Raw genomic sequence first — 12,934 nt, 5'->3', positions numbered from 1 at the left:
CGCCAGTTGCTCCTAGCGTCCCTTCGAGCGTTTCAGGCTGCGCCACAGCGCGGCTGCCAGCAGCGCGCTGGTAATCGCCCAGCCAATGGCCTGCAGGTTATCCAGCGTCTCTTCATACAGCTGCGGCACGATGCCTGCGGCAATCAGCAGCCCCAACAGGGCAATCTCCCGACGTGGCGCCGCAACCGGGCGTAGCAGGTAAACCAGCGCCGGCAGCAACAGCGCTGCACTGGGGAAGCTGCGATAGCGGGCGTCGGTGACCATCGCCAGCATCATCACCGCACCGGCGAAGCCGGCCGCCGCCAGCCACCAGCCTGCACGGCGCTCCAACCAGCTGAATGCCTGGGCACGCCAGCCCGAGGCTGTGGAGAGCGACAGTGCTGCATGGGCTATTACCAGCAGGTTGAGTGCGAGCAAGGCGCCAGCCCACAGCCATTCGCCGACATAGCGGCTGGTGACCCAGGACAACTCTGCCCACAGGCCAACGCATGCAGCACCCAGCGCGGCCAACAGTGGTAGTAGCACGGCGTTGCGGGTCGAGCTCGGGCGACCGCCTACCAGTAAACCGAAGGCCAGAACGCCGCCGCTGATGGCCAGCCAGAGCGGCCAGTGCGGCAGGTTGGAAACAGGCCCGGCGAGGATCGATTTGTCCTGGCGGTCGGCGTCATACAAACCCCAGAAACCACCCACAGCGCCTTCACTGACGCGTTTCCACGGCTGATCGAAGGCTTCAATCAGGTTGTAGCGCCAGCCGTGCTGTTCAGCCAGTGCGACGAAGCCACGAATGAAGGTGGCCTGGTTGACGCGGCTGGGCACTGCGGTTTCGCGCTGGCGGCCTTCGCTGGGCCAGCCGGTTTCACCGATCATGATGTCCTTGGGCGCGAACTGCTTGCCGAACAATTCGCGCACTTCGGTCACTTCATGCAGGGCCGCGTCGATGCCAGCAGGGTCATCTTCCCAGTAAGGCAGCAGGTGAATGGTGATGAAGTCCACTGCCGGGGCCACTTCGGGGTGCTTGAGCCAGAACTCCCAGACATCAGCGTAGGTCACCGGCTGGGTGATTTCGGCTTTGACTTGGTTGATCAGTTCGACCAGTTGCCCACCCGTGACTTCCTTGCGCAGCAACGCTTCATTGCCGACGATCACTGCTTCGACGACATCCGGGTTTTCCTTGGCCAGTTTGATCAGGCCCTGAATTTCGATGGCCGTGTCATGGGGGTTACGGCTCACCCAGGCGCCGGTGATCAGCTTCAGGCCGTGCTTGCGCGCCAGATCCGGTAGCGACTCCAGGCCGGTGACCGAATAAGTGCGGATGCATTGGAAGCGTTCAGCAAGCAATGCAAGGTCGGTATCCATCTGCTCGGGATGAATCTGCAGAGGTAGATCGAAGGGGGACTGATCCTTGCCAAACGGTGTGTAGGACGCACACTGCAGCTTATGCGTGGGCGTCGCGGCATCGGCCAACACGACGGGTTTGCCAATGGTTTGCCAGAGGCTGCCAAGCGCGAGAAAACCGATGATGCAGGCACAGATATAGGGGAGTAACGGAAAGCGAGCGTTGGCGGGCATGATCAAACACGCGTGGTAGGGGAGACGCGCATCTTAGCGGCGAGATGGGGCTTTAGATAGCGGCGAAAAATACGTTAACAATCCCGAGATTTGACAACCGATGCAAGCTGGCTAGTTTTGACTATGCGGCGTTAGGGATGTCCGCGTCGCTCAATCCGAGTGAACTCTAAAAGGATGTTGAATCATGCAAAAATCTATGTTGCAAACCGTGCTGTTTGTTGTGCTCGCCAGTGCCTCTCTGCTGGTCAGCGCCAACGAAAGTGCCAAAACCCCAACTACTGAGCCAGTCGCTCAGCAAGTTGCCGAACTCAACCCGATCAACCTCAATACTGCCGATGCTGAAACCTTGCAGCGCGAGCTCAGTGGGGTTGGTGCCGTCAAAGCTCAAGCTATCGTCAGCTACCGGGATACTCACGGCGAGTTCGCCTCGGTCGACGAGTTGCTAGAGGTCAAGGGTGTTGGTGAGGCCTTGCTGGAGCGTAATCGCACCAAGCTAACCGTCAGCCAGTAACGCTAACTCACGCGTTGTACCCGAGCCGCTCGGCCCTTCTGGGGCGAGCGGCGTTTTTATGGGCTGCACGCCTTCTTTTGGTAGGTTTTCTGGCGTCGCGTCCGATGAGTCTTGGCGTCGAATACCCAGCGTATCTGCGTTTTGGGAGGTTGGCTCATTTCATGCTCTCCGATCAACAGAAGCCTGCTGCGCCGATAAATTAACGCTCTAGGCATGGGATGCGCAGTTGGCACCCTTGTTGCAATTACCTCTGCAAAGCACACGCGGCGTCAAAAAACCGCGGTCAGTGGAGGAAGGGTTATGAGTCAGGGTGTCGCGTTCAATCGTCTAATGCTGGAAATGCGCTCCATGCAGGCTGAGGCCATGGCACGCAAGCCGGCAGTCTCCGAAACCCAAGAAGCCGGCGCGCCGAGCTTTTCGGACATGCTCGGGCAGGCGGTGAATAAGGTCAGCGAAACCCAGCAGGCTTCCAGCCAACTGTCCACGGCCTTCGAAATGGGCCAAAGCGGGGTTGACCTGACCGATGTGATGATTGCTTCGCAGAAGGCCAGCGTTTCTTTCCAGGCCATGACACAGGTACGCAATAAGCTGGTTCAGGCGTACCAAGACATCATGCAAATGCCGGTTTAAGAGGTAGATCCCGATCATGGCCGACGCACTTGCTGCAAACGTACCCGCCACTTCCGCTGGCAGCGCGCCGAAAAAGCCGCTGTTCGGGTTGACGTTCCTGGAAAATCTCTCCGATATGCCGTTGCTGCGCCAGCTCGGGCTGCTGGTCGGTCTGGCCGCCAGTGTGGCGATTGGTTTTGCCGTGGTGCTCTGGTCACAGCAACCGGATTACAAGCCGCTGTACGGCAGCCTCAATGGCATGGATGCGACCCAGGTGTTGGAAACGCTGACGACTGCGAACATCACCTACACTATTGAACCGAACTCGGGTGCGCTGCTGGTTAAATCCGACGATCTGTCGCGTGCGCGCATTCTCTTGGCCTCGGCTGGCGTAGCGCCGACCGACACCAGCATCGGTTTCGAAATTCTCGACAAGGAGCAGGGACTCGGTACCAGCCAGTTCATGGAGGCGACCCGCTATCGCCGTGGCCTGGAAGGCGAGTTGGCACGTACCGTGTCGAGCCTGAACAACGTCAAGGCCGCGCGCGTGCACTTGGCCATTCCGAAGAGCTCGGTATTCGTCCGTGACGAGCGCAAGCCCAGTGCTTCGGTATTGGTCGAGCTTTATTCGGGCCGCAATCTGGAGCCAAGCCAGGTGATGGCGATCGTCAATCTGGTCGCCAGCAGCGTGCCGGAAATGGACAAGGGCCAGGTCACCGTGGTCGATCAAAAGGGCAACCTGCTGTCCGACCAACAGGAAATGTCCGAACTGAGCATGGCCGGCAAGCAGTTCGATTACAGCCGCCGTATGGAAAGCCTCTTTACCCAGCGCGTGCACAACATCCTGCAGCCGGTGCTCGGCATGGGCCGCTACAAGGCTGAAGTATCGGCCGATGTGGATTTCAGCGCAGTCGAGTCGACCTCGGAGACCTTCAACCCGGATCAGCCAGCGCTACGCAGCGAGCAGCAAGTCAATGAACAACGCAGCAGCGGCAGTGGTCCGCAAGGCGTGCCTGGCGCCCTGAGCAATCAGCCTCCTGGCCCTGCTGCCGCGCCGCAACAGGCTGGCGGTGCCGCCGCGCCTGGTGGCCCGATTGCCCCCGGCCAACCTCTGGTCGATGCCAATGGCCAGCAGATCATGGATCCGGCGACCGGGCAGCCGATGTTGGCGCCATACCCGGCCGACAAGCGCGATCAGTCGACCCGTAATTTCGAGCTAGATCGTTCGGTCAGTTACACCAAGCAGCAACAAGGTCGCCTGCGCCGGCTTTCCGTCGCCGTGGTGGTGGATGATCAGATGCGTGTCGACCCGGCCACCGGTGAAGCCACCCGTGTGCCGTGGACCAGTGATGACCTGGCGCGTTTCACTCGCTTGGTGCAGGACTCGGTAGGCTTCGATGCCAGCCGCGGTGACAGCGTCAGCGTGATCAACACTGCCTTCAGCAGTGAAGTCAGCGAAGTGATCGAAATGCCGTGGTACCAGAGTGAGCTTTTCCTCATGGCGATGGGCGGTCTAAAGTCGCTGTTCCCGGCCTTGTTGATCTTTCTGTTGGTGTGGTTCGTGTTGCGCCCAGTGCTCAACAACATCACCGGTGGCGGCAAGGGCAAAGAACTGGCCATGGCTGGCGGTGGTCGCGATGGCGACGTAGACCTGGGTGAAATGGGTGGTCTGGATGGCCAGTTGTCGTCCGACCGGGTGAGCCTCGGTGGCCCGCAAAGCATTCTCCTACCCAGCCCGAGCGAGGGGTATGATGCGCAACTGAACGCGATCAAAAGCCTGGTCGCCGAAGACCCGGGTCGTGTAGCCCAGGTGGTCAAAGACTGGATCAATGCTGATGAATGACAACCGTACCACCGCCAAGATGAGCAAGGTCGAGAAGGCTGCGATTCTTCTGCTTTCGCTCGGTGAAACCGATGCGGCCCAAGTGCTTCGTCATCTGGGGCCCAAGGAAGTGCAGCGAGTGGGTGTGGCCATGGCCGGCATGCGCAACATTCATCGTGAGCAGGTCGAACAGGTGATGGGTGAGTTCGTCGAAACCGTCGGCGACCAAACCAGCCTGGGCGTGGGCGCTGACGGTTATATACGCAAAATGCTCACCCAGGCGCTCGGTGAGGACAAGGCCGGCAACCTGATCGACCGTATCCTGCTGGGTGGCAGCACCAGCGGCCTGGACAGTTTGAAGTGGATGGAACCGCGCGCCGTGGCCGATGTGATTCGCTACGAGCACCCGCAGATTCAGGCCATTGTGGTGGCCTATCTGGATCCGGATCAGGCGGGCGAGGTTCTGGGACATTTCGATCACAAGGTGCGTCTGGATATCGTCCTGCGTGTGTCGTCGCTGAACACCGTGCAGCCCGCGGCGCTCAAGGAACTCAATCTGATCCTCGAGAAGCAGTTCTCCGGCAGCTCCAACACTACCCGCGCCACCATGGGCGGGGTCAAGCGCGCCGCCGACATCATGAACTACCTCGACAGTTCGGTAGAAGGGCAGTTGATGGACTCGATTCGCGAGGTCGACGAAGACCTGTCGTCGCAGATCGAAGACCTGATGTTCGTCTTCGATAACCTGGCCGATGTTGACGACCGCGGAATCCAGGCGCTGTTGCGCGAGGTTTCCTCCGATGTGCTGGTGTTGGCGCTCAAGGGGGCGGACGAGGCGATCAAGGAGAAGGTGTTCAAGAACATGTCCAAACGTGCGGCCGAGCTGTTGCGTGATGATCTCGAGGCCAAAGGGCCTGTGCGCGTCAGCGACGTCGAGACGGCGCAGAAAGAAATTCTCACCATCGCTCGACGTATGGCCGATGCCGGCGAAATCGTCCTGGGTGGTAAAGGTGGCGAGGAGATGGTTTAACCCATGGCCGGCAAGGAACCCGCCAGCGAGCTGATTCGCGCCAAGGATCTGGGCAGCGTCAATCGCTGGTCGCTACCCAGTTTCGACGAGCATGTTGAGGTGCCGGAAGAGGTACCTGCTTCTGGCGTAGCGGCTGCAGAGGCGCAACCGCCTGAGCCGCAGGAGAGCGAAGAGGTTGCCCTGGAAGATGTCAAACCCTTGACGCTCGATGAGCTTGAGGCCATTCGCCAGGATGCTTACAACGAAGGTTTCGCAACGGGCGAAAAAGACGGCTTTCGCGCCGGTCAACTCAAGGCCAAGCAGGAAGCCGATGCCGCGCTGGCGAGCCGCGTCAATGCGCTCGAACAAGTGATGAGCCATCTGTTCGAGCCAATCGCCGAGCAAGACCAGCAGCTCGAAGTAGCCCTGGTGGCCTTGGTTGGGCAGATCACCCGTGAGGTCATTCAGCGTGAGCTGAGTCGCGACTCCAGTCAGATCCGCCAGGTATTGCGCGAGGCGCTAAAACTGCTGCCCATGGGCGCAGAAAATATCCGCATTCACCTCAATCCGCAGGACTTCGAGCAGGTCAAGGCGCTGCGTGATCGCCATGAAGAAAACTGGCGGATTCTCGAAGATGATTCTCTGCTGCCCGGCGGCTGCCGAGTAGAAAGCGAGCACAGTCGCATTGACGCCAGTGTCGAAACGCGTCTTAGCCAAGCGCTCAAGCAATTGTTCGAGCAGCAGCGCGAGCATGCGACGACGCCACGTTCCGCCGACATGCATATCGAACTGGATGACGCCAATGCGCCTTGAGCGCATTAGCTTTGCCCGCCGCATGGAGGGCTATGGAGACGCGGTGAAGTTGCCATCTCAGCCCGTCGTCGAAGGCCGCCTGCTGCGCATGGTTGGCCTGACCCTCGAAGCCGAAGGCTTGCGCGCTGCGCTGGGCAGCCGCTGCCTGGTGATCAACGATGACAGTTATCACCCGGTGCAGGTGGAAGCCGAGGTGATGGGCTTTTCCGCCGGCAAGATTTACCTCATGCCGGTCGGCAGCCTGGCCGGTATCGCTCCTGGTGCGCGCGTGGTTCCGCTGCCAGATACCGGGCGTCTGCCCATGGGCATGTCCATGCTCGGCCGCGTGCTCGACGGCGCTGGCCGTGCCCTGGACGGCAAGGGCGGGATGAAAGCCGAAGACTGGGTGCCCATGGACGGCCCGACCATCAACCCGCTCAAACGTCACCCGATCAGCGAGCCGCTGGATGTCGGTATTCGCAGCATCAATGGCTTGCTCACCGTCGGCCGCGGCCAGCGCCTCGGACTGTTTGCCGGTACTGGCGTGGGTAAGTCGGTGCTGCTGGGCATGATGACCCGCTTTACCGAGGCCGATATCATCGTGGTCGGGTTGATCGGCGAGCGGGGCCGTGAGGTAAAGGAGTTCATCGACGAGATTCTCGGCAGCGAGGGCATCAAGCGTTCTGTGGTGGTGGCGTCGCCAGCCGACGATGCGCCATTGATGCGCCTGCGAGCGGCCATGTATTGCACACGGATCGCCGAGTACTTTCGTGACAAGGGCAAGAATGTCCTGCTGTTGATGGATTCTCTGACCCGTTTCGCCCAGGCCCAGCGTGAAATTGCCCTGGCCATTGGTGAGCCACCAGCGACCAAGGGCTATCCACCGTCGGTATTCGCCAAATTGCCGCGTCTGGTCGAGCGTGCCGGTAACGCCGAGGAGGGTGGTGGGTCGATCACTGCGTTCTATACCGTGCTGTCGGAAGGTGATGACCAGCAAGACCCCATCGCTGATGCTGCCCGTGGCGTGCTCGACGGTCACTTTGTACTGTCCCGGCGTCTGGCCGAGGAAGGGCATTACCCCGCAATCGATATCGAAGCGTCCATTAGCCGGGTCATGCCTCAGGTGGTCAGTGCTGAGCACATGCGCAACGCCCAGCGTTTTAAACAGCTGTGGTCGCGTTACCAGCAGAGCCGCGATCTGATCAGCGTGGGCGCCTATGTACCTGGTGGTGATGCCGATACTGATTTGGCCATCGCCCGCCAGCCGGTGATGGTGCGCTACTTACGTCAAAGCTTGGGCGAAAGCGAAAGCCTGGACAGCAGCCGTGACCTGCTGGCCGCGGTGCTGAACCCCAGTACGGCGCCCTAATCCATGGCAACGAGTCGCGCTGCGCGCTTGGCGCCCGTGGTGGAAATGGCCGAAAAGGCCGAGCGTGAAGCCGCTTTGCAGCTAGGGCGCGCTCAAGGCTTGCTGGGGCAGGCCCAGGGAAAGCTGGGCGACCTCGAAAATTATCTGCAAGGCTATCAGCAGCAGTGGATCAGCGAAGGGCAGCGCGGTGTATCCGGTCAGTGGCTGATGAATTATCAGCGTTTTCTTTCCCAGCTCGATGTGGCGATCGCTCAACAGCACCAGGCTGTGAGCTGGCACCGCAGTAATTTGGACAAGATGCGTGATATCTGGCAACAGCGCTACGCACGGCTCGAGGGGTTACGAAAGCTGGTGCAGCGTTACCTGGACGAAGCGCGCCTGGCAGAAGACAAGCGTGAGCAGAAATTACTTGACGAGCTTTCTCAGCGCCTACCTCGGCGTGATTTTCAAGAATGATGGTTGCCGCTGACGCAGGCTAATGCTAAATCTTCATAGGTCGGAATTCAGGTCGCCGGAGAGCGACTTGGGCAGGGACAGGAAAATAGGTGAGACACCGCGCCGCGGCTTTGGTCTGCAAGGTATTGCCTGCTGATCAGGGCAGGCTCGGGCAAGTTGGTTCGCATACGGCGGTCTGACGGGTTTCTCGGATCTCAAGGAGTGTTGCATGCCCATCACCTCGCTGCCTTCGGAAGATGGGCAAGAGTTGACCATCACGATTCAGGGTCGCTTCGATTTTGGCGCCCATCAGGAGTTTCGTCGTGCTTACGAGCGCGTCGATATCCGTCCTAAGCGCTATTCGGTAGACCTCAAGGGGACGACCTACCTCGATAGCTCGGCGCTCGGCATGTTGCTGCTGCTGCGTGACCATGCAGGCGGCGACCGCGCACAGATTCGCCTGCTTAACTGCAATGCCGACGTGCGCAAGATCTTGTCCATTTCGAACTTCGAACAGCTGTTCCAGATCGTCTGACGCGCTATGAACGCCTCGCGTCTTACCATCCTTATTGCCGAGGACAGCGCCACTGACCGCATGCTGCTGTCGACCATCGTCGGTCGCCAGGGGCATCGAGTGCTGGCCGCCAGCGATGGCCTGGAGGCGGTAGCGCTGTTCGAGTCGCAGCGTCCGCAACTGGTATTGATGGATGCGCTAATGCCGGTGATGGATGGTTTCGAAGCGGCGCGGCGGATCAAGGCCCTGGCTGGCGATGCCATGGTGCCGATAATTTTCCTGACCTCCCTCAGCGAAGACGAAGCGCTGGTTCGCTGTCTCGAGGCTGGTGGCGACGACTTTCTTGCCAAGCCTTACAGTCGGGTGATTCTCGAAGCCAAGATCAACGCCATGGATCGTGTGCGTCGCTTGCACCAGGAGGTGCTGCAGCAGCGTGATCTGATTGCCCGGCACAATGAGCACTTGCTCAACGAACAACAGGTAGCCAAGGCGGTGTTCGACAAGGTGGCCCATTCCGGTTGCCTGGGCGCGGGCAATATCCGTTATATGCAATCGCCCTACGCACTGTTCAATGGCGACCTGTTGTTGGCCGCATTTCACCCTAGCGGTGACATGCATGTGCTACTTGGCGACTTCACCGGCCATGGTTTGCCTGCGGCGATCGGCGCGATGCCATTGGCCGACGTCTTCTACCGCATGACGGGCAAAGGCCATTCGCTGGCTGAAATTCTCCATGAGAGCAATGCCAAGCTGCGGCGCATCCTGCCGCGCGGGGTGTTCTGCTGCGCGACGGTGCTGAATATCAGCTTTCGCCGTCAGGTGGTCGAGTTCTGGGGCGGTGGTTTGCCGGATGGCTACGTGCTGCGTAACGGCGGTGAACGAATTGCGCTGGTGTCACGCCATCTGCCGCTCGGGGTGCTGGAGCCGGACAGTTTTCGCGATGATTACGAGGCCTATCCGCTGGAACCGGGCGATCGCGTATTCCTACTTTCCGATGGGGTGCTCGAAGCTCACAACGAACATGAAGAGTTGTTTGGCGAGCAACGGCTGCTCGACGTACTCGATAACGGTCATCCGCCGTCTGCGTTGTTCGACGACATTCAGCGTGCGCTGCAGCGTTTTCATGGTGAGGCGCGTGACGACGTCAGCCTGGTCGAGGTGACCATGGTCGAGGATAGCGCGGTGAATCGACCGCCGCTGGCGTCCACTGAGTGGCGCGCAGGGCCTGAGCAGTGGTCGGCACGCTTCGACTTTCGCGGCCCCACCTTACGTGATTTCTATCCCTTGCCTTACCTGCTGCAGCTGTTGCTCGAAGTGCCAGGTTTACGTGGCCATGGCGGTAATCTCTATAGCGTGCTGTGCGAGCTGTACACCAATGCGCTCGAACACGGTGTATTGGGGCTGGATTCGGCCCTCAAGTGCGATGCAGCGGGGTTCTCCGAGTATTACCGGCAACGTGGTGAGCGACTCGATGCGCTAGATGATGGCTGCGTCAGTATCATCGTTGACGTTTGTCGTGAGGAGGGTGGCGGTCGTTTGACGCTGACGGTGGAAGATAACGGCAAGGGCTTCGATCCTTTGGCCATACTGGCACGTCAACATCCGGCCGGAGGGCTGAGTGGGCGCGGTATGACCCTGGTTCGTGATCTCAGCGAGCGCAGCAGCTGGTCGCCTGACGGGCGTCGGGTCTGTGTGGAGTTTTCCTGGCCGGCAGAGGCATAATTCGCCAATTGGTTTGGCCCTGCCTGTCGGGTATAAGGCGTGTCATCAGCAATGACGAGCTGCCACTCACTGCATGTCTGGAGTAAAGGGTGTCCGATAATCATCTAGACCGCGCCGTGCTGGTGACCTTGCAGGACATCATGGAGAGCGAGTATCCCGTGTTGCTGGATACTTTTGTGACCGACTCCGAAGAGCGTCTGCGGCTATTACGGTTGGCCGAGCAGGAACAGGATGTTCAAACCATGCGCCACGCCGCACATAGCTTCAAGGGCAGCTGCAGCAACATGGGCGCCAAGGTGCTAGCTGATACCTGCTGTGAGCTTGAGGAGCTTGCCCGCCGTGGCGACTTGGCGGATGCTGCCGAGCTGATCGGCCGCGTTGAGCGCGAATTCGCCATCGTTCGTATCTTGCTCAAGTCTGAGCGTCAGCGTTTTTCCATTGATTAACCGGTTTTCCTGACAGGTTGGCCCGCCCTTTGCTTTGTCTGTGTTCACGACATCATTCAAGCGGAGAGCATTTATGCCCGTTGCCCCTGATCTGCTGCTGACGCCCACAGCGGTGGCCAAGCCCAAGGCCCCTGCCGCGAACACTGCGCAGAATACGGCCGAACCGCGCAAGCAAGAGGCTTCCAGCTTCTCGCAGGTGTATGCCAAAGAGCGTCAGGCCAAGGCTGCCGAGCGCCAGGACAATGCCGCCCAAAACGCACGTGACAGTAAAAATGAGCCGCAGAAAAGCGCCAGTAGTCCGGCGCCGACCTCCGAGCAGGCGCCAGCCGTTGCCGAAAGCGGCAAGGACTTGCCTGCCGACCCGGCAAGCGAGGATGCAGCGCTCGATCCGCTGTTGATGCTCGGCCTTTTCGAGCCTCAGCCTGTCGTGGTGGAGGTCGTTGACCCTGAGCTGCAGGCGCAGGTCGCTGCTGCCTCGGCCAGCCTGATCGGCTCCGCACCCGCCACCATGACCGAAGCCAGCTTCGACCCTGAGATCGATGCGCTCAATCAACTGCCTGCGGTGCGCCTGGCGCTCGACCTCGGAGCCCAGGAAAAGGTGGCTGAACAGGCGGCAGCGAGCAATGGCAACGCGTCGACGTCTGCGTCGGCCAGCAGTGGTCAGGCATTCGCCAGCGCCATGGCGGCCATGGGAATGAAATCCACAACTGTTGAGGGTGAGGGCGGTGAGACTGCAACGCTTCCGCTGTTCGAACTCAGCACCGAAGGCCTGGAAGCGTTGAAGGAGAGTTCGGCGGACACCGCGCCTGAGCAGTTCGTCAGCAAGCTCAGCGCACTGAGCCAGGCTATCGGCCAGCAGGCCTCGCAAGTGGCCCGGGCTCCCGTGGTGCCCGGGCAGGCAGTAGCCATGCATCAGGGTGGTTGGAGCGAGGGCGTGGTGGACAAGGTGATGTGGATGTCCAGCCAGAACCTCAAGTCCGCCGAGATCCAGCTTGACCCTGCGGAGCTTGGTCGTCTGGAGGTGCGCATCAGTGTGAACCAGGATCAGACCCAGATCAGCTTTGCCAGCGCCCACCTGGGCGTGCGTGAGGCGTTGGAAAGTCAGGTGCACCGCCTGCGTGAAATGTTCACCCAGCAAGGCATGAACCTCGCCGATGTGAACGTTTCCGATCAATCCCAGGGCCGCGCATGGCAAGGGCAGGGGCAGGAGAGCGACAGTCGCGACCGCGGCGGTCGGCTCGCGGATGACGGCTCCATCGGTGCGGAAGAGGAGCGCGTGATCGGCAGTGTCGAACTGCGCGATCCCGCCCAAGGCAGTGGCCGCGGCATGGTCGACTACTACGCCTGATGTTGCTGTCGGTGGGCCTGTCGATGATTAACAGGTAGTCGCTTGGCCTGAGCGCCAGTCTCTGCTCTAGACTTCACCCTGCCCGAATCAATCGGTCAGGGTGATTTCGTTTCTGGGCCAATGCCCAGGTCAGATACTGTGCTTTCGCGTAACATGGCGCGCGCAGCAATTGCACCCTAGCTCATGAGCTGGCATAACACTTGCTCTCAACCCTTTGAAAGCGGAAGGTTCTCTGCTTCGTGACGGATTTTTGGCATGGCTAAGAAGAAAGATCCACCCGCCGCAACTGCCGAGGCAGGAAGCAAGCCGCCTGGCAAGCTGAAGCTGATCATCGTGATCGTTCTGGCGCTGCTGCTTGCCGTGGGGCTATCGGTGGGTGGCACCTGGTTCTTTCTCAGTAAGGATTCGGCCAAGGAAGACACTGCCCATGAGTCGGCCGAGAATGCCGCTCCGGTCAAACAACCGGCCATTTATGAGGAGTTGACGCCAGCGTTTGTGGTCAATTTCACCCAGAATGGTCGGGCTCGCTACATGCAAGTCAGTGTTGCCCTGATGACTCGCGACCAAGCCGCACTGGATGCGCTGAAAGTGCACATGCCAGTACTGCGCAACAACCTGGTGATGCTGTTCTCTAGCCAAGACTTCGCCACGCTGGTCACCCCCGTGGGCAAGGAGATGCTGCGTCAGCAGGCCACGGCCAGTGTTCAGCAACTGGCTGAGAAGGAGACGGGTAAGGTGACCGTCGAGCAGGTACTGTTCACCAACCTCGTGTTGCAATAAGGCGGGAG

Annotated in this window: 13 protein-coding genes; 12 read left to right on the top strand and 1 reads right to left on the bottom strand. The window is 60.1% G+C overall.

All coding sequences use genetic code 11. From position 1 onward, the window contains the following. Window positions 1-12 precede the first annotated feature (12 nt). Window positions 13-1,569 (bottom strand): glycoside hydrolase family 17 protein, encoded by a 1,557-nt coding sequence (locus ACZ3GY_RS08835; protein WP_463564581.1) that lies wholly within the window; start codon window positions 1,567-1,569, stop codon window positions 13-15. Between the two features lie 184 nt (window positions 1,570-1,753). Between ACZ3GY_RS08835 and ACZ3GY_RS08830 the strand changes: the two genes are divergently transcribed. The 12 genes from ACZ3GY_RS08830 to fliL all read left to right on the top strand — a co-directional run bounded on the left by ACZ3GY_RS08830 (window position 1,754) and on the right by fliL (window position 12,926). Next, window positions 1,754-2,080, top strand: a complete 327-nt coding sequence (locus tag ACZ3GY_RS08830) for a ComEA family DNA-binding protein (RefSeq protein WP_463564582.1) — start codon at window positions 1,754-1,756, stop codon at window positions 2,078-2,080. A 300-nt stretch (window positions 2,081-2,380) separates the two neighbouring features. After that, window positions 2,381-2,710: a flagellar hook-basal body complex protein FliE gene (gene fliE, locus ACZ3GY_RS08825; protein WP_463564583.1), complete on the top strand. Its 330-nt coding sequence runs from the start codon at window positions 2,381-2,383 to the stop codon at window positions 2,708-2,710. A gap of 16 nt (window positions 2,711-2,726) precedes the next feature. After that, complete coding sequence (fliF, locus tag ACZ3GY_RS08820; RefSeq protein WP_465909713.1) at window positions 2,727-4,532, top strand: flagellar basal-body MS-ring/collar protein FliF; 1,806 nt, start codon at window positions 2,727-2,729, stop codon at window positions 4,530-4,532. Further along, on the top strand, window positions 4,525-5,541 hold the full coding sequence (gene fliG / locus ACZ3GY_RS08815) for a flagellar motor switch protein FliG (protein WP_463564584.1): 1,017 nt from the start codon (window positions 4,525-4,527) through the stop codon (window positions 5,539-5,541). Before fliF ends, fliG begins: the two co-directional genes overlap by 8 nt. A gap of 3 nt (window positions 5,542-5,544) precedes the next feature. Next, a complete protein-coding gene (gene fliH, locus ACZ3GY_RS08810) occupies window positions 5,545-6,333 on the top strand; it encodes a flagellar assembly protein FliH (protein ID WP_463564585.1) in 789 nt (262 codons plus the stop codon). Beyond that, on the top strand, window positions 6,323-7,681 hold the full coding sequence (gene fliI, locus ACZ3GY_RS08805; protein ID WP_463564586.1) for a flagellar protein export ATPase FliI: 1,359 nt from the start codon (window positions 6,323-6,325) through the stop codon (window positions 7,679-7,681). The genes fliH and fliI overlap by 11 nt, the downstream gene beginning before the upstream one ends. 3 nt (window positions 7,682-7,684) lie before the next feature. After that, window positions 7,685-8,137: a flagellar export protein FliJ gene (gene fliJ / locus ACZ3GY_RS08800; protein WP_463564587.1), complete on the top strand. Its 453-nt coding sequence runs from the start codon at window positions 7,685-7,687 to the stop codon at window positions 8,135-8,137. 208 nt (window positions 8,138-8,345) lie between these two features. Continuing rightward, a complete protein-coding gene (locus tag ACZ3GY_RS08795) occupies window positions 8,346-8,651 on the top strand; it encodes an STAS domain-containing protein (protein WP_070882915.1) in 306 nt (101 codons plus the stop codon). Between the two features lie 6 nt (window positions 8,652-8,657). Continuing rightward, window positions 8,658-10,352, top strand: coding sequence for a SpoIIE family protein phosphatase (locus ACZ3GY_RS08790; protein WP_465909712.1), 1,695 nt, complete (start codon window positions 8,658-8,660; stop codon window positions 10,350-10,352). An 89-nt stretch (window positions 10,353-10,441) separates the two neighbouring features. Continuing rightward, complete coding sequence (locus ACZ3GY_RS08785) at window positions 10,442-10,798, top strand: Hpt domain-containing protein (protein WP_463564589.1); 357 nt, start codon at window positions 10,442-10,444, stop codon at window positions 10,796-10,798. Window positions 10,799-10,871: 73 nt separating this feature from the next. Then, window positions 10,872-12,146: a flagellar hook-length control protein FliK gene (locus tag ACZ3GY_RS08780; RefSeq protein WP_465909711.1), complete on the top strand. Its 1,275-nt coding sequence runs from the start codon at window positions 10,872-10,874 to the stop codon at window positions 12,144-12,146. A gap of 255 nt (window positions 12,147-12,401) precedes the next feature. Then, window positions 12,402-12,926: a flagellar basal body-associated protein FliL gene (fliL, locus tag ACZ3GY_RS08775; RefSeq protein WP_465909710.1), complete on the top strand. Its 525-nt coding sequence runs from the start codon at window positions 12,402-12,404 to the stop codon at window positions 12,924-12,926. Window positions 12,927-12,934: the final 8 nt, after the last annotated feature.

The sequence above is a fragment of the Pseudomonas sp. PME37.24/006 genome (assembly GCF_055556635.1).
The sequence above is the reverse complement of the archived record's forward strand: the minus strand, read 5'-3'. Positions and strand labels throughout refer to the sequence as shown.

Excerpts from the sequence above, each read along its gene's own strand:
- ACZ3GY_RS08835 (WP_463564581.1), bottom strand. The coding sequence starts at position 1,569 with ATGCCCGCCAACGCTCGCTTTCCGTTACTCCCCTATATCTGTGCCTGC.
- ACZ3GY_RS08830 (WP_463564582.1), top strand. The coding sequence starts at position 1,754 with ATGCAAAAATCTATGTTGCAAACCGTGCTGTTTGTTGTGCTCGCCAGT.
- fliE (WP_463564583.1), top strand. The coding sequence starts at position 2,381 with ATGAGTCAGGGTGTCGCGTTCAATCGTCTAATGCTGGAAATGCGCTCC.
- fliF (WP_465909713.1), top strand. The coding sequence starts at position 2,727 with ATGGCCGACGCACTTGCTGCAAACGTACCCGCCACTTCCGCTGGCAGC.
- fliG (WP_463564584.1), top strand. The coding sequence starts at position 4,525 with ATGAATGACAACCGTACCACCGCCAAGATGAGCAAGGTCGAGAAGGCT.
- fliH (WP_463564585.1), top strand. The coding sequence starts at position 5,545 with ATGGCCGGCAAGGAACCCGCCAGCGAGCTGATTCGCGCCAAGGATCTG.
- fliI (WP_463564586.1), top strand. The coding sequence starts at position 6,323 with ATGCGCCTTGAGCGCATTAGCTTTGCCCGCCGCATGGAGGGCTATGGA.
- fliJ (WP_463564587.1), top strand. The coding sequence starts at position 7,685 with ATGGCAACGAGTCGCGCTGCGCGCTTGGCGCCCGTGGTGGAAATGGCC.
- ACZ3GY_RS08795 (WP_070882915.1), top strand. The coding sequence starts at position 8,346 with ATGCCCATCACCTCGCTGCCTTCGGAAGATGGGCAAGAGTTGACCATC.
- ACZ3GY_RS08790 (WP_465909712.1), top strand. The coding sequence starts at position 8,658 with ATGAACGCCTCGCGTCTTACCATCCTTATTGCCGAGGACAGCGCCACT.
- ACZ3GY_RS08780 (WP_465909711.1), top strand. The coding sequence starts at position 10,872 with ATGCCCGTTGCCCCTGATCTGCTGCTGACGCCCACAGCGGTGGCCAAG.
- fliL (WP_465909710.1), top strand. The coding sequence starts at position 12,402 with ATGGCTAAGAAGAAAGATCCACCCGCCGCAACTGCCGAGGCAGGAAGC.